The organism is Citrobacter sp. Cb041 (genome assembly GCF_030336655.1).
In the GTDB taxonomy this organism is placed as follows: domain Bacteria; phylum Pseudomonadota; class Gammaproteobacteria; order Enterobacterales; family Enterobacteriaceae; genus Citrobacter; species Citrobacter braakii.
Window position 1 is genome coordinate 447,671 of sequence record NZ_JAOWDD010000040.1, and the last position, 21,432, is coordinate 469,102.

At 53.8% G+C, this 21,432-nt stretch carries 17 protein-coding genes; 10 read left to right on the forward strand and 7 right to left on the reverse strand.

Annotated elements, in window-relative coordinates; all coding sequences use genetic code 11:
• Positions 1–3: 3 nt before the first annotated feature.
• The gene (locus OGV52_RS17575) at positions 4–336 is read right to left on the reverse strand and encodes a tRNA-binding protein (RefSeq protein ID WP_016157522.1); all 333 of its coding nucleotides are present in this window, start codon (positions 334–336) and stop codon (positions 4–6) included.
• Between the two features lie 209 nt (positions 337–545).
• Between OGV52_RS17575 and ebgR the strand changes: the two genes are divergently transcribed.
• The 4 genes from ebgR to OGV52_RS17595 all read left to right on the forward strand — a co-directional run bounded on the left by ebgR (position 546) and on the right by OGV52_RS17595 (position 6,774).
• Positions 546–1,529, forward strand: coding sequence for a transcriptional regulator EbgR (gene ebgR / locus OGV52_RS17580; protein WP_047499182.1), 984 nt, complete (start codon positions 546–548; stop codon positions 1,527–1,529).
• A gap of 207 nt (positions 1,530–1,736) precedes the next feature.
• A complete protein-coding gene (gene ebgA / locus OGV52_RS17585; RefSeq protein WP_287108857.1) occupies positions 1,737–4,829 on the forward strand; it encodes a beta-galactosidase subunit alpha in 3,093 nt (1,030 codons plus the stop codon).
• Entirely contained in the window at positions 4,826–5,275 is a 450-nt protein-coding gene (locus OGV52_RS17590) for a beta-galactosidase subunit beta (RefSeq protein ID WP_047358669.1), read from the forward strand. Before ebgA ends, OGV52_RS17590 begins: the two co-directional genes overlap by 4 nt.
• Before the next feature lie 65 nt (positions 5,276–5,340).
• Positions 5,341–6,774: an amino acid permease gene (locus tag OGV52_RS17595; protein WP_016154598.1), complete on the forward strand. Its 1,434-nt coding sequence runs from the start codon at positions 5,341–5,343 to the stop codon at positions 6,772–6,774.
• Between the two features lie 212 nt (positions 6,775–6,986).
• Here the strand turns inward: OGV52_RS17595 and OGV52_RS17600 are convergent, their stop codons facing one another.
• From OGV52_RS17600 to OGV52_RS17620, 5 genes are read right to left on the reverse strand one after another with little or no spacing between them, the layout of a single operon-like run.
• Positions 6,987–8,045: a glycoside hydrolase family 130 protein gene (locus OGV52_RS17600; RefSeq protein ID WP_287108859.1), complete on the reverse strand. Its 1,059-nt coding sequence runs from the start codon at positions 8,043–8,045 to the stop codon at positions 6,987–6,989.
• Entirely contained in the window at positions 8,029–9,612 is a 1,584-nt protein-coding gene (locus OGV52_RS17605; RefSeq protein WP_287108860.1) for an alpha-glucosidase, read from the reverse strand. Before OGV52_RS17605 ends, OGV52_RS17600 begins: the two co-directional genes overlap by 17 nt.
• A gap of 11 nt (positions 9,613–9,623) precedes the next feature.
• On the reverse strand, positions 9,624–10,451 hold the full coding sequence (locus OGV52_RS17610; protein ID WP_016154601.1) for a carbohydrate ABC transporter permease: 828 nt from the start codon (positions 10,449–10,451) through the stop codon (positions 9,624–9,626).
• Positions 10,452–11,318, reverse strand: coding sequence for a carbohydrate ABC transporter permease (locus tag OGV52_RS17615; protein ID WP_016154602.1), 867 nt, complete (start codon positions 11,316–11,318; stop codon positions 10,452–10,454).
• Between the two features lie 9 nt (positions 11,319–11,327).
• A complete protein-coding gene (locus OGV52_RS17620) occupies positions 11,328–12,614 on the reverse strand; it encodes an ABC transporter substrate-binding protein (protein ID WP_016154603.1) in 1,287 nt (428 codons plus the stop codon).
• Between the two features lie 211 nt (positions 12,615–12,825).
• On the opposite strand from OGV52_RS17620, the gene OGV52_RS17625 reads away from it, so the two are divergent.
• From OGV52_RS17625 to OGV52_RS17640, 4 genes are all read left to right on the forward strand, one after another.
• On the forward strand, positions 12,826–13,872 hold the full coding sequence (locus OGV52_RS17625; RefSeq protein WP_287108861.1) for a LacI family DNA-binding transcriptional regulator: 1,047 nt from the start codon (positions 12,826–12,828) through the stop codon (positions 13,870–13,872).
• Between the two features lie 25 nt (positions 13,873–13,897).
• Complete coding sequence (locus OGV52_RS17630) at positions 13,898–15,286, forward strand: phosphohexomutase domain-containing protein (protein WP_287108862.1); 1,389 nt, start codon at positions 13,898–13,900, stop codon at positions 15,284–15,286.
• Positions 15,283–16,350: an ABC transporter ATP-binding protein gene (locus tag OGV52_RS17635; RefSeq protein ID WP_287108863.1), complete on the forward strand. Its 1,068-nt coding sequence runs from the start codon at positions 15,283–15,285 to the stop codon at positions 16,348–16,350. Before OGV52_RS17630 ends, OGV52_RS17635 begins: the two co-directional genes overlap by 4 nt.
• A 141-nt stretch (positions 16,351–16,491) precedes the next feature.
• A complete protein-coding gene (locus tag OGV52_RS17640) occupies positions 16,492–18,510 on the forward strand; it encodes an oxidoreductase (RefSeq protein WP_141875690.1) in 2,019 nt (672 codons plus the stop codon).
• Between the two features lie 56 nt (positions 18,511–18,566).
• On the opposite strand, the gene rlmG is transcribed toward OGV52_RS17640, so the two are convergent.
• Positions 18,567–19,703, reverse strand: coding sequence for a 23S rRNA (guanine(1835)-N(2))-methyltransferase RlmG (gene rlmG, locus OGV52_RS17645; protein WP_279265474.1), 1,137 nt, complete (start codon positions 19,701–19,703; stop codon positions 18,567–18,569).
• A gap of 83 nt (positions 19,704–19,786) precedes the next feature.
• Between rlmG and OGV52_RS17650 the strand changes: the two genes are divergently transcribed.
• Positions 19,787–20,287, forward strand: coding sequence for a M48 metallopeptidase family protein (locus OGV52_RS17650; protein WP_103767079.1), 501 nt, complete (start codon positions 19,787–19,789; stop codon positions 20,285–20,287).
• Between the two features lie 72 nt (positions 20,288–20,359).
• The gene (locus tag OGV52_RS17655) at positions 20,360–21,358 is read left to right on the forward strand and encodes a Gfo/Idh/MocA family protein (RefSeq protein WP_287108865.1); all 999 of its coding nucleotides are present in this window, start codon (positions 20,360–20,362) and stop codon (positions 21,356–21,358) included.
• Positions 21,359–21,432 lie beyond the last annotated feature (74 nt).

A 21,432-nucleotide genomic window follows, 5' to 3' on the forward strand; every position in this document is an offset into this window, starting at 1 on the left:
AACTTAAACAATCCGCACACCCGCAGGCATAAGGCGTTCTGGCGTCAGCAGCACGCTTTCGCTGCCATCGTCCGTCTCAGCGCACAGCAACATGCATTCTGACGTTTCCCCGCGCATTTTGGCCTTTTGCAGATTACACAGCACCACCACCGTTTTCCCCATCAGCTCCTCTTCGCTGTAATAAGGCACCAGGCTGGTCACGGTTTGCAGCGTACGCTCTCCCACATCCACCTGCACGATATACAACTTATCAGCATTGTCATGGCGCTTTACCTGTGCGATTTTTCCAACACGTATTTCCATTCGGGCAAAATCAGCAAATGCGACGGTATCCATTGTGTTCTCCTTTGGTAAAATTTTACTAAATACTAGCAAAATATTTTCTTGGCATGGTTCTCAAAAGCGGGAAAATGACGTAGTCATCACACTCTGAAAGCCCAGTTTTACCCCAGGCATGTCAATTAAACGTACTTTTTTTACTGAAAACAGATGAATAGATAAGCACTTCATTTACAATGCGCAGGTAACTCAGGGAAAAGGCAAACATGGCAACACTTAAAGACATCGCAATCGAAGCTGGCGTGTCCCTGGCGACAGTGTCCCGGGTTTTAAACGATGACCCCACGCTGAATGTAAAAGAAGAGACCAAGCATCGCATTCTGGAGATCGCGGAAAAACTGGAGTACAAAACCAGCAGTGCTCGTAAAAACCAGACCAGCGCGCTCGGCCCCCAGCATATTCTGGCGCTCTACAGCTACCAGCAGGATTTGGAAATCAACGATCCTTACTATCTCGCGATCCGTCACGGAATAGAAACCCAGTGTGAGAAGCTGGGGATCGAACTGACCAACTGCTATGAGCACAGTGGGCTGCCGGAGAGCAAAAACATTACCGGCATTCTTATTGTCGGCAAGCCTTCTCCGGTTTTGCGTAATGCGGCAACAGCGCTTACTGACAACATCTGCTTTATCGATTTCCATGAACCCGGCAGCGAATATGACGCCGTCGATATCGATCTGGCCCGCATCAGTAAAGAGAGCATCGACTACTTCATCGCCCAGGGCGTCACTCGCATTGGCTTCATCGGCGGTGAAGACGAACCCGGCAAGGCAGATATCCGTGAAGCCGCGTTTGTCGAATACGGTCGTCTGCAGCAGGTCGTTTCTGAACAGGACATCTATCGCGGCGGTTTCTCCAGTTCATCAGGGTATGAACTGGCCAAAAAAATGCTGGCGAAAGCCGACTATCCCGGTGCCCTGTTTGTGGCTTCAGACTCGATTGCTATTGGCGTTCTGCGCGCCATTCACGAGCGTGGCCTGAACATTCCGCAGGACATTTCGCTGATTAGCGTTAATGATATCCCGACAGCGCGCTTCACCTTTCCTCCGCTTTCCACCGTTCGCATCCATTCAGAAATGATGGGCAGTCAGGGCGTCAACCTGCTGTTTGAGAAAGCCCGCGACGGGCGTGCGCTTCCTCTGCTGGTTTTTGTTCCCAGCAAGCTGAAACTGCGCGGCACCACCCGCTAAAATCCCCAGTAAACACGCCCGGTTTCTTCAGATGCCGGGCGCGCATTGTCATGCATTATTTTCTGCGCCCCCATTATTTTCGTGATCCAGTTAAAGTAAATCACCTCATTCGCTATATTTTAGTAAAACTTTTACTAAAATCACCATCAATTACACTTACTCACCATTACAATGAATGGTTCCGATTTTTCTCCACCGGGAGGCCTTATGAATCGCTGGGAAAACATTCAGCTCACCCACGAAAATCGACTGGCGCCACGCGCATATTTTTTCTCTTATGACTCCGTTGCGCAGGCTCGCTCGTTTGCCCGCGAAACCAGCAGCCTCTTTCAGTTGCTAAGCGGTCAGTGGAATTTTCAGTACTTTGAGCATCCGCTGCAGGTACCGGAAATCTTTACGTCGCAGTTGATGAATGACTGGGGCAGCATCACCGTCCCAGGCATGTGGCAGATGGAAGGACACGGCAAACTGCAGTATACCGACGAAGGTTTTCCTTTCCCGATTGATGTCCCCTACGTTCCGACCAATAACCCCACCGGAGCCTACCAGCGCATTTTCTCCCTCAGCGAAGGCTGGCAGGGCAAACAAACGCTGATTAAATTTGATGGCGTAGAAACCTACTTCGAAGTTTACGTGAATGGTCAGTACGTCGGTTTCAGCAAAGGCAGCCGCCTGACGGCTGAATTTGATATCAGCGCGGTGGTGAAGACCGGTGACAACCTGCTGTGCGTTCGCGTAATGCAATGGGCTGATTCCACTTACGTTGAAGACCAGGACATGTGGTGGTCGGCGGGAATTTTCCGCGACGTCTATCTGGTAGGCAAAGAGGCGACCCATATTCAGGATTTTACCGTTCGCACCGAGTTCGATGATGACTATCGCGACGCCATCCTCACCTGCGACATTGCGCTGGAAAACCTGGCTTCCACGCCAGCGATGGCGTCGCTCGAATACACCTTGTTTGACGGTGAGCAGGCGCTGCATAGCGGCGTGATTAACAATCTGGCAGTGGATCAACACACCCTCACCGCTTTTAATTTCAAGGTTAGCGCGCCGCAGCAGTGGTCAGCGGAATCGCCGTATCTTTATCATCTGGTGATGACGCTGAAAGATGCCAACGGCAATCTCCTTGAGGTCGTGCCACAGCGGGTCGGATTCCGCGATATCAAAGTTCGCGACGGTCTGTTTTACATCAATAACCGCTACGTGATGCTGCATGGCGTTAACCGTCACGATAACGATCATCTTAAAGGCCGCGCGGTTGGCATGGATCGCGTTGAAAAAGATCTGCTGTTAATGAAGCAGCACAACATCAACTCCGTGCGTACCGCCCATTACCCGAACGATCCGCGCTTCTATGAATTGTGCGATATCTACGGTCTGTTCGTGATGGCTGAAACCGACGTTGAATCTCACGGCTTCGCCAATATCGGCGATATCAGCCGGATAACCGACGATCCGCTGTGGGAAAACGTCTACGTTGAGCGCATCGTGCGCCACATCCATGCACAAAAAAACCACCCGTCGATCGTCATCTGGTCGCTCGGCAACGAATCCGGATACGGCTGTAACATCCGCGCCATGTATCACGCCGCGAAAGCGCTGGATGACACGCGTCTGATCCATTACGAAGAAGATCGTGACGCCGAAGTGGTGGATATCATCTCCACCATGTACACCCGTGTGCCGCTGATGAATGAGTTTGGCGAATATCCACATCCTAAGCCGCGCATCATCTGCGAATATGCTCACGCCATGGGCAACGGTCCCGGCGGGCTGACGGAATATCAGAACGTCTTTTATCAGCATGACTGCATTCAGGGACACTATGTCTGGGAGTGGTGCGATCACGGGATTCAGGCCAAAGATGACGACGGCAACGTCTGGTACAAATATGGCGGCGACTACGGCGACTATCCGAACAACTACAACTTCTGCCTTGATGGCCTGATTTATTCCGATCAAACCCCGGGGCCGGGTCTGCAGGAGTACAAGCAGGTGATTGCGCCAGTAAAAGTACGCGCACAGGATCTGGCTCGCGGCGAGCTACGGGTAGAAAACAAACTGTGGTTTACCACGCTTGACGACTACACCTTGCATATTGAGGTTCGCGCCGAAGGAGATACGCTTTCTGCTCAGCAGATAAAACTGCGCGACGTCCCTCCTAATAGCGATACCCTGGTGCAATGCACACTGCCGGAACTGGATGCGCGCGAAGCGTTCCTCAACGTCATCGTGACGAAAGATTCCCGTACGGCATACAGCGAAGCCGGGCACCACATCGCGACTTATCAGTTCCCGCTGAAGGCCAGAACGGCGGCTGCCGTACCGTTTAGCCTGAAAAACGCTACCCCTCTGACGCTGGAAGACAGCCCCCAGAGCTGCACCATACGCGGTTATAACTTCCTTCTGACCTTCTCAAAACTGAACGGTAAGCCCATTAGCTGGACCGTTAACGGTGAGGAGCTGATTACCCGCGAGCCGAAGATTAATTTCTTCAAACCAACCATTGATAACCACAAACAAGAGTTCGAAGGCCTTTGGCAACCAAATCATTTACAGATTATGCAGGAGCATCTGCGCGATTTTGCCATTGAGCAAACCGATGACGCGCTGTTGATAACCAGCCAGACGATTATCGCCCCGCCGGTATTTGATTTCGGTATGCGCTGTACCTACCGCTGGCGGATTGCCGCAGATGGTCAGTTGAACGTGGAGCTTTCCGGCCAGCCTTACGGCGAGTACCGGGACATTATTCCGTGCATCGGCTTCACGATGGGCATCAACGGCGATTTGGGGCAGGTGGCGTATTACGGACGTGGTCCCGGTGAAAACTATGCCGATAGCCAGCAGGCCAACATCATCGATATCTGGCGCAGCAGCGTGGATGAGATGTTCGAAAACTATCCGTTCCCGCAAAACAACGGCAATCGTCAGGACGTGCGCTGGGCAACGCTAACCAACCGCCACGGCAACGGTCTGCTGGTGGTTCCGCAGCGCCCTGTCAACCTGAGCGCCTGGCGCTATACGCCAGAAAATATCTTTGCCGCACAGCACTGTAATGCGCTGCAGCGCAGCGATGACATCACCCTGAATCTGGACCACCAGGTGCTGGGCTTAGGCTCCAACTCCTGGGGAAGCGAGGTGCTTGATTCCTGGCGCGTCTGGTTCCGTTCGTTCACCTACGGCTTCACGTTGTTGCCGGTTTCCGGTAGCGAATCTAGCGCTCAAACCGCCGCCAGCCGCGTCTTTGGTACCGGGTTCTTTTCCACGAATTTGCACAGCGAGAATACAAAATGAGGATCATCGACAACTTAGCGCAGTTCCAACAAATTTACGCATCCGGGAAGAAGTGGCAGCGCTGCGTCGAAGCGATTGAAAATATTGACAATATTCAACCAGGTGTCGCCCACTCTATCGGTGATTCCCTGAGCTATCGCGTGGAGACAGACTCCGCGACCGATGCACTGTTTACCGGTTATCGTCGTTATTTTGAGATCCATTACTACCTGCAAGGACAGCAAAAAATAGAGTATGCCGCCAAAGAGGATCTCCAGGTGGTTGAATATTATCGCGATGAAACCGATCGCGAATATCTGAAAGGCTGTGGAAAAACCGTAGAAGTGCGCGAAGGACAAATGGTTATTTGTGACAACCATGAAGCCTATCGTTTTATTTGTAATAACGCAGTGAAGAAAGTCGTACTCAAAGTCACCATCGAAGATGGTTATTTTCATAATAAATAAAAACACAGGCGGCGCCGACGTTGCGCCGCCAGTACCCTATAATAATCAGGAATCGGAGATGTGCTATGTCTGATACCAAACGTAATACCATCGGCAAGTTCGGCTTACTTTCACTCACCTTTGCCGCGGTTTATAGTTTTAATAACGTTATCAACAATAATATTGAGCTGGGTCTGGCATCCGCACCGATGTTTTTCCTCGCGACGATCTTCTACTTTATTCCGTTCTGCTTAATCATCGCTGAATTTGTTTCGCTGAATAAAAACTCCGAAGCCGGTGTCTATGCATGGGTGAAAAGTTCGCTGGGCGGACGTTGGGCATTTATTACCGCCTACACCTATTGGTTCGTTAACCTGTTCTTTTTTACCTCGCTGTTACCCCGTGTTATCGCCTACGCCTCATATGCTTTTTTAGGCTACGAATACATTCTGACACCGTTCGCAACCACGGTGTTAAGTATGGTGCTGTTTGCCTTCTCCACCTGGGTTTCGACCAACGGCGCAAAAATGTTAGGACCGATTACTTCGGTCACCTCCACATTGATGCTGCTGCTGACCCTGTCCTACATCCTACTGGCGGGTACTGCGCTGGTTGGCGGCGTACAGCCTGCTGACCCTATCACCGTAGACGCAATGATCCCGAATTTTAACTGGGCCTTCCTCGGTATCACCACCTGGATCTTTATGGCGGCAGGCGGTGCGGAGTCGGTGGCAGTGTACGTCAACGACGTCAAGGGCGGGTCCAAATCGTTCGTGAAGGTCATTATCATTGCCGGGATTTTTATCGGCGTGCTCTATTCCATCTCCTCGGTACTGATCAACGTCTTCGTGAGCAGCAAAGAGCTGAAATTTACCGGTGGTTCGGTACAGGTATTCCACGGCCTGGCGGCATACTTTGGCCTGCCGGAACTGATCGTTAACCGCTTTGTCGGCCTGGTCTCCTTTACCGCGATGTTCGGCTCTCTGCTGATGTGGACCGCAACGCCGGTGAAAATTTTCTTCTCTGAAATTCCGGCGGGTATTTTCGGTAAAAAAACCGTCGAACTGAATGAAAATGGCGTTCCGGCCCGCGCAGCCTGGATTCAGTTCCTGATTGTTATCCCGCTGATGATTATCCCAACGCTCGGCTCCAATACCGTGCAGGATTTAATGAACACCATCATCAACATGACCGCCGCCGCATCGATGCTGCCGCCGCTGTTTATTATGCTGGCTTACCTGAATCTGCGCGCAAAACTGGACCACTTACCGCGCGACTTCCGTATGGGCTCGCAAAAAACCGGCATTATTGTGGTATCGATGCTGATTGTCCTCTTCACCATCGGGTTTATTGCCTCGACCTTCCCGACCGGTGGTAACATCATGACCATTATTTTCTATAACGTCGGGGGGATTGTTATTTTCCTCGGTTTTGCCTGGTGGAAATACAGTAAATACATCAAAGGGCTAACCAAAGAAGAAAAAGCTATTGAGGCGGCCCCCGCGTCAGATATTAATTAAAATATTAATAACGATAAGCGCAATCTGTTTTCTTGCGCACCTGAAATACAATGTGACATTAAATATACAGACTTGCAGGGCATTTATTGCCCTGCTCTTCTGTTGTGTATTTTCATTATTTGCAGCAAAGATTCGTCCACCAGCGGCCACAACGTGTGAATCGACGTCCCCTGCCAGAAACGGGTTTAGCAACCCAGGACGCTCTGCGGCATTTATTTAACCCCCAGATGCCGCCACAGTTTGTCCAGCGGCATTGTCGCCAGCGCCACACACTCATCGGCGGCGCCGTACCAGACGTGCAGCGTCTCATCGCGGATCAGCGCCCCACAGGTGAACACCACGTTGCCGAAGAAGCCTTCGCGCTCGTAGGGCGCATCTGGCTCCAGCAACGGTACCGGGGATTTCGCCAGAATGCGGGTCGGCTCGTTGAGATCCAGCAGCAGCGCGCCAAGGCAGTAGCGCTGATCGGCATCCACACCGTGGTAGATCTCCAGCCAGCCGCGATCGGTTTTTAATACCGGCGCGCCGCCGCCTGATTTACGGCAGTCCCAGGCATCGCCGGACCGTCCCAGCAGGTGGCGATGGTTGCCCCAGTGCAACATATCCGGCGACTCGCAGATCCAGATTTCCGGATGACCGAAGTGGCACGGGGCCGGACGGGTCAGGGCGTGATATTTACCGGCGATCTTTTCCGGGAAAAAGCAGACGTCGCGGTTGTCCGGACAGAGGATCAACCCTTTTTTCTCCACCGTGACAAAGTCTTTGGTCACCGCCAGCGCGGTAGAAATCCCCAGCGACGACACCGCCGAGTAGTTGATGTACGCGGTATCATCGATGCGGGTGATCCGCGCATCTTCGCAGCCAAACTCTTCATATTGCGTATCGGCGATAATAAACGGCTGGCTGTCAATCCGGAAGTTCACCCCGTCGCGACTGCGCGCCAGACGCAGATGCGACATGGAGGTCAGCCACACCCGCGCCGGATCGCTTTTCAGCACGATCACCCGCGGATCGCTGACATCATAGCGTTCATCGCGACGATCGAAACTCGCGGTGGCCTGTACCCAGCCCGCATCGGTTTTTTCCAACAGCGGTACGACACGCTGCTGCGGGTCGGAATTGATCACGCTTTCCGCCACTCGCAGCAGCAAAACGATCTCCCCGTCACACTCCGTTACGCCAGCATTGAAAACACAATCGACCTTCCTGCCGGGCAGTGAAGGCGTCACGTCCGCCGGGGTAATCAACGGGTTTTTACTGTGCCTGTCCATGTACTCTCCTTTTGATCAAACATTGATTCTTGCCAATCCATTGCGCGTCCTCCCCGTACAGCACTTCAGCCTCAATCTCCTGCCACGGATTGCGAACGGGCGCACCAAAGTTGATGGCGACCCAGACCTGCTCCGCCGCCGTCGAACGGGTAAACCAGACGCATTCGTCAGTGAGGTTAAGCGAGTCCTGCTGTCCCTGATGCAGCGCCGCAACGCAGCGGCGCAGGGCGATCAGCAGCCGGTACTGATGCCAGAACGATGTCTCATCCTGTTGCTGGCGCTCCGCGTTAATCAGGGCGATATCGCCGCCGACGGGCATCCACGGCGCGACGGTGGAAAATCCGCCAAAGGGGGCGTCGCGCCAGGGCAGCGGCGCGCGCGAACCATCCCGCGAATGTTCAATAGCCAGCGCCAGCGCCTGCTGTGGGCTGCTGCCTGCGGCAAGGGCGGTGCGGTAATGGGTTTTTCCCTGTATATCAAAAAGCTGCTCTGCCGTTTGTGGACGGTAGTCGGTCACCCCCAGCTCTTCTCCCTGGAAGATAAACGGCACGCCGCTCACCGTTAGCTGGAGCGCCAACACCGCCAGCGCCCGCCCGGTATCGCGCTCGTTTTCGCCAAAGCGGCTGATCATCCGCGACATATCATGGCTGGAGAAAAACAGCGTCGGTAAACCCGACTGCGCAGCCAGCGTAGTTTTTAACTGGCTGAAAAGACGGGAAACATCAAAGGTTTTCTGGCTGCCGATATTAAAATTAAACACCACGTCCATCAGTTGCGGACTTTGATAGCGGCTGAGCACGTCAGGGTCTTCGCTGCCGATTTCGCCAATCAGGAAATAGTCCCCCTGCGCCCGAACATGGGCACACAGCCGTTGCAGCGTCTCCGGGAGTCGCGGCTGATTGATGTCAAATTCATGGCGCTGCTCGCCGTTCTCTTCCGGGTTATCAGGCCCAATGCCGTCGGTAGTAAGAAAGTTGATGACGTCAAAGCGAAAACCGTCCACCCCCTGCGTAACCCAGAAATCCACTACCCGGTAAATTTCCTGTTCCACCGCGGGGTTGGCCCAGTTGAGATCCACCTGGCCGGGCGCGAATTTATGGTAATAAAACTCGCCGGTGTCTGGCTCAGCGGTCCACGCGCTGCCGGAAAAGAAAGAACGCCAGTTATTCGGCTGGCGGCGAAAAAGGAAATAATCACGATAGCGGCTGTCCGGATTATTCCACGCATCGCAAAACCAGGGATGTTCTGAGGAGACGTGATTGACCACCAGATCGATAATCACCCGAATGCCTCTGGCATGGCAGCCGTCAACCACCCGGCGGAAATCGTCCAGAGTGCCGAAACGGGCGTCAACGGCGCAGTAATCGCTGATATCGTAGCCGTTATCCACCAGCGGAGAGGGATAAAACGGCGTGATCCACACCGCGCCGATGCCCAGTGCCTGCAAATAATCCAGCCGGGAAATCAGGCCCGGAAAATCGCCCAGCCCGTCGTTATTGCCGTCGCAAAACGAAGGCAGATAAATTTGATAGCAGGTACACGCCTGCCACCACGGTTGCTTTTTCACCGTCACGTTCCTTATTTCAGTGATAACGACATGCCTTCGAGGAAGTATTTTCTGAACAGAATAAACAGGACAACGATTGGCAGCATCTGCACCACCGACCCCGCCAGCACCGGTCCCAGGTAGATGCCGTAGGATTTGCTGAAGGTGGCGAGCAGCACCGAAAACGGCATTTTGTCCACTTCGCGCATCACGATCAGCGGCCAGAGGAAGTTGTCCCATGAGCTGGAAAAGGTGAACAGTGCGACAATCGCCAGAATGGATTTATTCAGCGGCATCATCACATGCCGCAGGATCCCCCACAGGCTGGCGTGATCGAGCCTTGCGGCGTACAGGTAATCATTCGGCGTGCCTTTAAAGCTCTGCGAAACCATGAAAATGCCCCAGGCGCTCATCGCATACGGCAGGATCATCGCCCCGTAGCTGTTGATCAGCCCCAGTTCACGCATCAGGACAAACTGTGGAATGATGAACATAAAGACCGGGAAAACCATCTGCACAATCAACAGGTTGCGAAACGCATTTTTGCCGCGAAACTCGGTTTTCGCGACGGCATATCCCACCAGCATTGAGGTCAGCGTGACGCAGACGGTAATGGTGAGCGACACGAACAGCGAGTTAACCAGGGTGCGCAAAAAAGGTTTGTCCGCCCGGTTGCTGTTATCGAACAGAAAAGCGTAATTCTCCAGCGTCAGATGACCGGAAAACAGCCCGGTCGTGTAGATTTGCGCCGTCGGTTTCAACGAGGAGATCACCATCCAGATAAAAGGATAAAGCCAGGTGAGCGCCAGCAAAAACATCACGGCGTGAATGAGCAGCGTTAAAGGAGTCAGTTTCTTCATTCACACAATCTCGATATGTTTTTCGAATACTTTGCGGAAGACCCAGATGGCGAGGAAACTGCATGCCGCAACGATAATCGACATGGTCGCCGCCCAGGTTGGCTTCATTTTCTGGAACGCCACTTCATACATCACCACCATCGGACTGGTGGTGCTGTTGAGCGGTCCGCCGCCGGTGATAAGATACGGCTCGGTAAAGATGCTGAACGCCACGGTAATCGCCAGCACCATCACCATCACGATTTGCGCGTTCATCATCGGCAGGGTAATCGCCCAACTTTGCTTAAACTTCCCGGTTTTATCCAACTGCGCCGCGCTGTAAATATCCGCGGGGATCGCCACCATCCCGGAATAGAGAATCAGCCCGTAATAACCGACAAATTTCCAGGTAACAATTAACGCAATGGATAACATGGCGCAGTCAGGGTTGGTAAACCAGGGCACAGAGATGCCGAAACTGGCCTGTAAAAATTGATTGACCGGCCCGTATTCGCTGAACAGTTTTGCAAAGACAATGGAATAGGCCACCCCCGAAGAGATATTCGCCAGTAAAAAGCTCAGGGCAATAAAACTTTTCCCGTACTTAATTTTTCGTAATCCCGCGGCAAACAGCAGCGAGGCAAGAAAGACAATCGGGATATACCACATTAAAAAACGGCACACGTTCCACATCGATTGCCAGAATAACGCGTCATGAAACACACCAATGATATTCTGTAATCCGCTAAACGTCGGCGTGCCAATAAATTGCCAGTTCGTCACGCTAAGCACGACCAGCCAGCACAGCGGATAAAACCAGAACAGCAACGAATAACCGATCCACGTGGAGGCCAACAGGCCTCCGGTGCGGGATTCATATCCAGCCATTTTTTCCCCTTATTTCGCCAGCAATGTGTTAATTTCCTGCGCGGATTTATCGAGGGTGGCTGCCGGATCGGCGTGGTTGAAAATGACCTGCTCCAGCATCTGCGTCATGCTGCGCTGAATCTCCGTGGTTTGCGTAGTGGCCGCTGGCGGCAGCGCGACGTCCACGTAAGATGCGATCGCCTTCTCCAGCGGGTTTTTCTCAAAGTAATTCACAAACAGCGGATTACTCATTAAATCACTGCGTGCTGGCGGCATACCGGTCAACTCCAGCCAGCTCCGGTCGTGCTCGGCGTTGTTAAAGACCCACTGAATAAACGCCCACGCCTGCGCTTTGCGCTTGCTGGAACTGAAGATCACCACCCCTTTGCTGTCGCCGAACGTATACGGGTGCGCGTCGCCTTTCTCGGTGAGCATCGGCCCAATTTGCAGCGTTTTGAGGATCTCCGGATACTGCTTGTGATAGCGAGCGATATCCCACGGACCGCGCGCGGACGCCAGCACCTGTCCAGTCGCTAACGGATCGTCGGCGGCGGTGAAGTCGTAGCTGCTCCACTTGCTGTTAAAGACTTTCCCCATAAAGGTCAGTACCGCCTGTCCGGCAGGATCGGCAAACGTCGCCTGATGACCTGCGAGGTAAGGTTTACCGCCGTTTTGTGCATAATAAAGCGGAATAAAATCGAACCAGCGTTCCCACCAGTTTTTCCCGGCGGTCATCTGGATAACATAGCCGTTATTATCCGCCGCCCGGCGCTCTGCCAGCTGATAAAGCTCATCATAACGGGTCGGAACATGGTCAAAACCATACTGCTTGAGTAAATCGCCCCGCCACCACCAGACGATAGGATTAATATAGATTGGCAGAACGTGTTGCTCGCCGTTTAATTGCCAGGCAGGAATAATTTTGCCCATCTGTCGGTTATTAACGAGTTCATTAAAACCACTCATTTTAGACAGGTCTTCAAGCTGACCAATTTCCACCAACTGGCTGGCAAAACCGATAAAGATATTACTGGAAATATCGGGTTCCGTGCCGGAAGCCAGCGCGTTCATTATTGCCTCTTCAGAACTGCTGGCGGCAGGAATGGGCGTAAATTCGACCGGGGTATGCGCCGGGTCTTTATTCCATTCTTTAACCATAGTATTCCAGAAGGCTTCTTCATTTTCGTTTGGTGCCACCCACATTTTAATTGGCGTTTTTGCTGTCTCTGCGGATTTTTTATCATCCGGACCGCAGCCAGAAATACAAAATGCGAATAGTACACAGGCTGTTAATTTAGCTAATTTTACAACTCTCACGATAACTCTCCATTTACTTTCAATAAGTATTGATTTACCGCTACCCTGCTATTGAATGGAGCGTAAATTAACACCCCCTTTTTATGTTTAACGTTAAACAAATCACAAAACGATTTTTGTTTAACGTTAAACTTTGCATCAACGTTCAACGCAATGGACGATAGAAATAAATAATTCACGCCAATATATAAACCCAGCAAATATATTAAACATGAAAATAAACGTTAATGATAATAAAGATAAGAAACGTATTACGATAAAATCATTGGCCAAAATTATGGGTATTTCCCATACCACGGTGTCGAACGCATGGAATAATCCGGAAAAATTATCTCCGGAGCTGCGCCAGCGAATTTTGCAATATGCCAGCGAGCTTGGCTTTCAGGGACCGGACAAGCTGGCGCGCGCGCTGCGTACCGGTAAATCTGACACCATCGGCGTGATATTCAACGACTCTATGAGTTACGTGTTTATCGATCCCCACGACATTGCGCTGATGCGGGGGATCGCCGTCCAGTGTGAAGAACAAAACGTCAATCTGGTCTTGATCCCTTTGCGTAAGCGGCAACAGACGCCGCTCAACACCCTGGTTGATGGCTATATTCTCAACGCCACGCATAACAATGCGGCCATGATCCAGCACGCGCTGGCTCACGGACGTCCGGTGGTCACGCTCGATTTTCAGTTTCCCGACCACAGCAGCGTCTCCATCGATAACGCCTGCGCCATGCGCGATATTGCCCACTATCTGGCCGATAAAGGTCATCGACATTTCGGCATCATCGCCTTTCCGTCACAGCCCTCGGCGCAGGGAATGTGCGATCTGACCGCCCCCGTCACCGGCGACAACCTGCTGATGCTCTCCCGCGTGAATGCCTGCCGGGAGGTTTTCCAGCAGCGCGGCTTCGCCCTTGATACGAGCTGGCTGTATCAAACCCGACACGATGAAGAACACGGCGAACAGGCGGCCAAAGCGTTACTGGAAACCCATCCGGAGATCACTGCGCTTATCTGCCTTTCCGATCGCTTCGCCGTCGGCGCGATCCACTACTGCCAACGGCAGCAGCTGGCGGTTCCGCAGCGGGTTGCCGTTACCGGTTTCGATAATCTCGCCGTTGAGGTGGCGGGAATACGCCTGACCACCATCGCGCAAGACGCGGAAAAGAAAGGGGAAATGGCCGTCAAATTGCTGCTCACCAGAGGACCGGTGACCCACTATGAATTGCCTTACCAGCTCATCATTCGGGAGTCAGCCTGACTCATTAATTACAGAAGAGTAGATTATGGATGAACTAACCTGTTTTAAAGCCTACGACATTCGCGGTGAGGTTGGCGTCAACCTGACGCCGGATATCGCCTTTCGCATCGGTCGCGCTTACGCCGCCTGGCGCCATCCGCGCCGGGTAGTGATCGGCGCCGACATTCGCCTTAGCTCGGAATCGTTAAAATCCGCCGTGACCGACGGGCTGATTTCCAGCGGCGTGGATGTTATCGACATTGGTCTGTCAGGCACCGAAGAGATCTATTTCGCCACCCGGGAACTGCGTGCCGACGGCGGCATTCAGATTACCGCCAGCCATAACCCGGCGCAGTACAATGGGATGAAGCTGGTGCGTGAAGAGGCGCGTCCGATCAGTAACGACAACGGCCTGCTGGAGATAAAAGCGCTGGCGGAGCGCAATGACTTTGCTCCGATCGTCCATCGTGGCAGCCTCATCCCTTATGATAATCGCCCCGCCTGGATTGCCTGCCTGCTGCGCTTCCTTCAGCATCCGCCGACTCGCCCGCTACGTATTGTGACCAACGCCGGACATGGCACCGTCGGGCCTGCGCTTGACGCGATCGCCGACGGACTGGCCCGTGCGGGCGTTCAGATTGAGTTTATTCGCCTGCACCATCAGCCGGACGGTCATTTCCCGGCGGGCGTGCCGAATCCGATGCTGACGGAAAACCGCCTCATCACCCAGCAGGCGGTTATCGAGAATCAGGCTGATTTCGGCATCGCCTGGGACGGCGATTTCGATCGCTGCTTCTTCTTTGATGAGTGTGGCCGCTTTATTGAGAGCTACTACCTGGTTGGCCTGTTCGCCGAGCACTTCCTGCAACGCTCCGCAGGCAGTCACATCATTCTCGACCCGCGCCTGACGTGGAATACGCTGGACGTTGTAACTCGCTGCGGCGGAATCCCGGTCATCAGCAAAACCGGGCACGCCTTTATCAAAGCGCGGATGCGCGAAGAGGACGCGGTCTACGGCGGAGAAATGAGCGGCCACCACTACTTCCGCGATTTTGGCTATTGCGACAGCGGGATGATCCCACTGGTATTGCTGCTGCAAATTATCGGCAGCGACAGCCGTCCGCTGTCGGCGTATATCGAACACGCCCAGGTGCGCTTTCCGGTTTCCGGCGAAATCAATCTGACGGTGGCCGATCCGCAATCGGTCATGCAATCCATCGCCGCTCACTATCAGCAAGCCGGCGGCCTGCGTGACGATTGCGACGGGTTGAGCATCAACTTCGTTGACTGGCGCTTCAACTTACGCGCCTCCAACACCGAGCCGCTGCTGCGCCTGAACGTAGAAACCCGCGCGGATACGGCACTGCTGGCGCGCAAAACCGATGAACTTTTAACGCTGATTGCAGCCTGGGATTCTGACAAGGAGAGGTTATGACCGCGCTAAGCCTGAGTAATATTCATAAAGCCTGGGGCAAGAACACCATCATTGAAAATCTGTCGCTGGAGATCGCCTCCGGGGAGTTCATTGTGCTGGTTGGCCCTTCCGGATGCGGGAAATCCACGCTGCTGAGGATCATCGCCGGACTGGAAATCCCCGACGGCGGTAAACTGGTGATGGGGGGAAAAGAGGTTACCAAACTTGCGGCGGGCAAACGCAACCTGTCGATGGTGTTTCAGTCCTACGCCCTCTACCCGCATATGACCGTCAGGGAAAATCTGTCATTCGGTTTACGTAATATCAACACGCCCGCCGCCGAGATTGATAAGCGGGTCGCTCACGCCGCCAGCATGCTGAAGCTGGAAGAGATGCTGGACAGGCTGCCGCAGAATCTGTCCGGCGGGCAGCGCCAACGTGTGGCGATCGGGCGTTCTATTGTCCAGCAACCGGAACTGTTTCTGTTTGATGAACCGCTGTCTAACCTGGATGCCGCGTTGCGGGTCGGGATGCGCCAGGAGATCCAGCACCTGCATAACACCCTGAAAAACACCATGATTTATGTAACGCACGATCAGGTGGAGGCGATGACGCTGGCCGATCGCATCGTGGTGCTTTACAAGGGAAAAATTGAGCAGGTGGGCACGCCGCTGGAGCTGTATAACACCCCGGCAAACCTGTTTGTCGCTGAGTTTATCGGCACGCCGAAAATCAATGTTCTGCCAGCGGTATGGCGTGAAGGCGCTCTGCATATCGCCGATAACCTCGTCTTCCGCCTCACCCGTCAGCCCACAGGCGTTAGCGACGGGGACAAACTGTTTGTCGCCATCCGCCCGGAGCATATGCAGTACCAGCAGACCGGGGATTTCACATTGCAAGGGCGTACCCGGCTGTGTGAATTACAGGGCGACTCCACGCTGGTGTGGTTGGATTTAGCCGGCCACCCCGTGTGCCTGAAGTCTTTTCAACAGCTTAGCTTCATGCCGGATACACCACTTACGCTCACCGTACAAGAGTCGCACCTGCACCTCTTTGACGGTCTGGGTAAACGACTGGCGTTCTGACCCACTTGCCCTTGCGTCCGCAGGGGCATTTTTTGAATCCCATCACAATCACGGCATTCCCCTTTTCCCTTTTACGCGGCGACGGCTAAATTATTAACTCATCCGACCACATAACAATAATTTTACATACTGGACACCTTTATGAGCTATCCGTCGCTGTTCGCCCCGCTCGATTTAGGCTTCACCACGCTTAAAAACCGCGTGCTGATGGGTTCAATGCATACCGGGCTGGAGGAGTATCCCGACGGTGCAGAACGGCTGGCCGCGTTCTACGCCGAACGCGCCCGTCACGGCGTAGCGTTAATTGTGAGCGGAGGTATTGCGCCTGCGCTTTCCGGCGTGGGGATGGAAGGCGGCGCGATGCTGAACGACACCAGCCAGCTTGCACATCATCGCGTCATTACCGACGCGGTGCATGACGAAGGCGGCAAAATCGCCCTGCAAATCCTGCATACCGGGCGTTACAGCTACCAGCCGCATCTGGTGGCACCTTCTGCCATTCAGGCGCCAATCAACCGCTTTACGCCGCATGAGCTGACGCACGATGAGGTACTGCAGTTGATTGAAGATTTTGCCCACTGCGCTCAACTGGCGCGGGAAGCGGGCTATGATGGCGTCGAAGTGATGGGCTCGGAAGGCTATCTCATCAACGAATTCCTGACTCTGCGCACCAATCAGCGCAATGACGAGTGGGGTGGCGAGTATGCCAACCGCATGCGTTTTGCCGTGGAAGTGGTGCGCGCGGTACGCCAGCGTGCCGGTAATGACTTTATTATTATCTTCCGCCTGTCGATGCTCGATCTGGTGGAAAACGGCGGAACCTTCGACGAAACCGTCCAACTGGCGCAGGCGATAGAAGCCGCAGGGGCGACCATTATTAACACCGGTATAGGCTGGCATGAGGCGCGTATTCCCACTATTGCCACCCCGGTGCCGCGCGGTGCGTTTAGTTGGGTGACACGTAAGCTGAAAGGGCATGTGACGATCCCACTGGTCACCACCAACCGCATTAACGATCCTCAAGTCGCCGATGACATTCTGGCCCGTGGCGATGCCGATATGGTGTCGATGGCCCGTCCGTTCCTCGCCGATGCCGAACTGCTGTCAAAAGCGCAAACCGGGCGAGCGGATGAGATCAATACCTGTATCGGCTGTAACCAGGCCTGCCTGGATCAGATCTTCATCGGCAAAGTCACCTCTTGCCTGGTGAATCCGCGCGCCTGCCATGAGACCAAAATGCCGATCGTTGCCGCCACTGTGCCGAAAAATCTGGCGGTTGTCGGAGCAGGTCCTGCAGGCCTCGCCTTCGCCATTAATGCCGCCGCACGCGGTCATCACGTGACATTGTTTGACGCGCATAGCGAGATTGGCGGGCAGTTTAATATCGCTAAGCAGATCCCCGGCAAAGAAGAATTTTATGAAACCCTGCGCTACTACCGCCGGATGATCGATGTGACTGGCGTGTCGCTGAAGCTGAATCACTTTGTCAGCGCACGCGATCTGTACCCCTTCGATGAAGTGATCCTCGCCAGCGGGATCGAGCCACGTATGCCACCGATCGAGGGGATCGCGCATCCTAAAGTGCTGAGCTATCTCGACGTCCTGCGCGATAAAATGCCGGTGGGCAAACGCGTGGCGATCGTTGGCTGCGGCGGGATCGGTTTTGATACCGCCATGTATTTGAGCCAGCCCGGTGAGCCCACCAGCCAAAACATTGCGGAATTCTGCGTGGAATGGGGGATCGACACCAGCCTGCAACAGCCTGGCGGCTTACGCCTGGAAGGCCCGCACTTATCCCGCAGCCCGCGCCAGATAGTGATGTTGCAGCGCAAAGCCAGCAAACCGGGACAAGGTTTAGGGAAAACGACGGGCTGGATCCATCGCGCCACCCTGCTCTCACGCGGCGTGAAAATGATCCCGGCAGTTAGCTATCAGAAAATTGATGATGATGGGTTACACGTCGTGTTGAACGGCGAACCGTTGATCTTTAACGTGGATAACGTGGTGATTTGCGCCGGACAAGAGCCGCGCCGTGAACTGGTTGATCCACTCCACGCGGCAGGTAAAACGGTACATCTGATCGGCGGCTGCGATGTGGCGATGGAGCTGGATGCCCGGCGCGCTATTGCCCAAGGGACGACGCTGGCGCTGGAAATTTAACAGTATGTATTTCGTAGGCCGGATAAGGCGGTCACGCCGCCATCCGGCACACACGATTAGCGGCGGCGACCGGTTTTGACCGCTTTTAGCACCACGAATTTATTATTGGTGGCGATGGTCACGCAGTTGCCGAAAATCTTCTTCAGCTTGTGGAAGTAGTCAAGGTGACGGTTAGCCACAATGTACAGCTCACCGTTGATTTTCAGGCAGCGGCGAGCGTGGTGGAACATCTCCCAGGCAATGTTATCCGTCAGCGCGTGCTTCTGGTGGAACGGTGGGTTACACAGCACGGCGTTAAAGCGGAACGGTTCGACGCCCGACAGCGCGTTGTTGATCATAAACTCACAGCGATCCAGCGCTTCAGGCATGTTACTTTCCACGTTCAAGCGGCTTGAAGCCACCGCCATCGGCGATTCATCAACAAATACCACGCTGGCTTCCGGGTTCTTCGCCAGCAGCGTCATACCGATGACACCGTTACCACAGCCGAGGTCAACAATCTCCCCTTCGAGGTTTTCCGGCAGATGCTCGATAAAAAAGCGCGCGCCGATATCCAGTCCGGTACGGGAGAAGACGTTGGCGTGGTTATGGATAGTCCATTCGGTACCTTCCAGCTTCCAGCTTAGCACTTGCGAGGCAGCGGCCAGCTCAGGTTTGCTGAACGTACAGTTGATTAAACGGGCTTTTTTCCACGCCAGCGTGGTGGTGGTTGGACCCAACACTTTTTCAAACAGCTCCAGCGTCGAGGTATGCACATCACGCGCTTTTGCCCCGGCGATGATACGCGTTTGCGGCGTCACCACTTCACGCAGCGCGCGCAGTTGCTGCTCCAGCAGCGCCATGGTTTTTGGCAGCTTAATCAGCACCACGCCCGGCGCCTGCGGATATTCAGCGGTGCTGTCGAGGAATTTGACGCTCGACTCGGCAATATCGTTATGACGCAGGTTCTCGCGTGTGGCAAGCTCGCTGAGATAGGAGTCGCCAATGCTGTACGGCGAATGTTGCGCCAGCGCACAGCCCAGCGCGCCAAAGGTATCATTCAGGATTAGCACCGGGCCGCTAATCTCGGTATCGTCCAGCTGTTGCAGCAGATATTCATCTGCCGCTTCCCACGCCAGCAGCGGGTTAACGTCATCCGTTTCCGGGAAACGTTTAAGTGACAGCGAACGGAAACCGTTGTCTATGTGGCTCATCGGCCCTCCTGAATGGTAAAATTTCGGCGTATCCCTGAAAAGGGTGCGTGAGTATACACTTTTTATGATTGGCATGGGCAAAGATGAACCAACTAACTTATCTCCAGGGCTACCCGGAACATTTGCTTTCTCAGGTGAGAACGCTGATTGCTGAACAGCGTCTGGGCGCAGTGCTGGAGAAGCGCTATCCGGGGACGCATGATTTCGCGACCGACAAAGCGCTCTGGCAATATGCTCAGGATCTGAAAAATCAGTTCCTGCGTAATGCCCCGCCGCTGAATAAAGTCATGTATGACAGCAAGATACACGTTCTGAAGAATGCGCTGGGGCTGCATACCGCCGTATCTCGCGTGCAGGGCGGTAAGCTAAAAGCCAAAGCGGAGATCCGCGTTGCCACCGTGTTTCGCAATGCCCCTGAACCTTTTTTACGCATGATCGTCGTTCATGAACTGGCGCATCTGAAAGAAAAAGAGCACGACAAAGCGTTTTACCAGCTGTGCTGTCATATGGAGCCTCAGTATCATCAACTGGAGTTCGATACCCGCCTGTGGTTAACGCAACAATCGTTAAAGCAAACTGCGTAGTCGCGCACTGGCTTTGTCTTCAGAGCATGCTAAATTGACGAAAGGATCCCTTTTCGCAGCCTGAAGGCCATTATGATACGTTTCGCAGTAATTGGCACAAACTGGATCACCCGCCAGTTTGTCGATGCCGCCCATGAAACCGGCAAATATAAGTTAACCGCGGTCTATTCCCGTAGCCTCGAGCAGGCGCAGATCTTCGCCAATGATTACCCCGTCGAGCATCTGTTTACCTCACTGGAAGCGATGGCGCAAAGCGAGGCGATCGACGCCGTCTACATCGCCAGTCCAAACTCCCTGCACTTCCCGCAGACTGAGCTGTTTTTGCGGCACAAAAAGCATGTTATTTGCGAAAAGCCGCTGGCCTCAAACCAGGCGCAAGCCGAAGCCGCTATCGCCTGCGCGCGCGAAAATCAGGTCGTGCTGTTTGAAGCGTTTAAGACCGCCAGCTTGCCTAACTTCCTGCTGTTGCAGCAATCTCTACCCAAAGTCGGAAGAATCAGGAAAGCGTTTATTAATTACTGCCAGTACTCCTCGCGTTACCAGCGCTATCTGGACGGTGAAAATCCGAACACGTTTAATCCGGCGTTCTCAAATGGCTCGATTATGGATATCGGTTTTTACTGCCTGGCCTCAGCGGTTGCGCTGTGGGGTGAGCCGCAAAGCGTTCAGGCCAGCGCCAGTCTGCTGGAAAGCGGCGTAGATGCCCACGGCGTGGTGGTGATGAATTACGGTGATTTCAGCGTCACACTCCAGCACTCAAAAGTAAGCGACTCGGTGTTAGCCAGTGAAATTCAGGGTGAGCAGGGATCGCTGGTGATCGAGCATATCTCCGAGTGTCAGAAAGTGTGCTTCGTTCCTCGCGGGGGGAAAACCCAGGATCTGACGACGCCTCAGCACATCAATACTATGCTGTATGAGGCAGAGGCTTTTGCTCATTTGGTTGAATCCGGCGAAGTGGATCACCCCGCACTGGCCGTCAGCCGTATCACCGCCAAACTGCAAACAGAGATTCGCCGCCAGACCGGCGTGATTTTCCCGGCAGACGAAGCGGTAATATCGCTGACTGCGTAAAAGTATGTAAAACGAATGTTGCAGGCCATTGACTGAATGCATGGCCTGTAATATTTTGTAACCCGCAAAGGGGA

What these genes read in the sequence shown, in the direction of transcription:
- OGV52_RS17575 (WP_016157522.1), bottom strand. Translation starts at nt 336, where the DNA reads ATGGATACCGTCGCATTTGCTGATTTTGCCCGAATGGAAATACGTGTT.
- ebgR (WP_047499182.1), top strand. Translation starts at nt 546, where the DNA reads ATGGCAACACTTAAAGACATCGCAATCGAAGCTGGCGTGTCCCTGGCG.
- ebgA (WP_287108857.1), top strand. Translation starts at nt 1,737, where the DNA reads ATGAATCGCTGGGAAAACATTCAGCTCACCCACGAAAATCGACTGGCG.
- OGV52_RS17590 (WP_047358669.1), top strand. Translation starts at nt 4,826, where the DNA reads ATGAGGATCATCGACAACTTAGCGCAGTTCCAACAAATTTACGCATCC.
- OGV52_RS17595 (WP_016154598.1), top strand. Translation starts at nt 5,341, where the DNA reads ATGTCTGATACCAAACGTAATACCATCGGCAAGTTCGGCTTACTTTCA.
- OGV52_RS17600 (WP_287108859.1), bottom strand. Translation starts at nt 8,045, where the DNA reads ATGGACAGGCACAGTAAAAACCCGTTGATTACCCCGGCGGACGTGACG.
- OGV52_RS17610 (WP_016154601.1), bottom strand. Translation starts at nt 10,451, where the DNA reads ATGAAGAAACTGACTCCTTTAACGCTGCTCATTCACGCCGTGATGTTT.
- OGV52_RS17615 (WP_016154602.1), bottom strand. Translation starts at nt 11,318, where the DNA reads ATGGCTGGATATGAATCCCGCACCGGAGGCCTGTTGGCCTCCACGTGG.
- OGV52_RS17625 (WP_287108861.1), top strand. Translation starts at nt 12,826, where the DNA reads ATGAAAATAAACGTTAATGATAATAAAGATAAGAAACGTATTACGATA.
- OGV52_RS17630 (WP_287108862.1), top strand. Translation starts at nt 13,898, where the DNA reads ATGGATGAACTAACCTGTTTTAAAGCCTACGACATTCGCGGTGAGGTT.
- OGV52_RS17635 (WP_287108863.1), top strand. Translation starts at nt 15,283, where the DNA reads ATGACCGCGCTAAGCCTGAGTAATATTCATAAAGCCTGGGGCAAGAAC.
- OGV52_RS17640 (WP_141875690.1), top strand. Translation starts at nt 16,492, where the DNA reads ATGAGCTATCCGTCGCTGTTCGCCCCGCTCGATTTAGGCTTCACCACG.
- rlmG (WP_279265474.1), bottom strand. Translation starts at nt 19,703, where the DNA reads ATGAGCCACATAGACAACGGTTTCCGTTCGCTGTCACTTAAACGTTTC.
- OGV52_RS17650 (WP_103767079.1), top strand. Translation starts at nt 19,787, where the DNA reads ATGAACCAACTAACTTATCTCCAGGGCTACCCGGAACATTTGCTTTCT.
- OGV52_RS17655 (WP_287108865.1), top strand. Translation starts at nt 20,360, where the DNA reads ATGATACGTTTCGCAGTAATTGGCACAAACTGGATCACCCGCCAGTTT.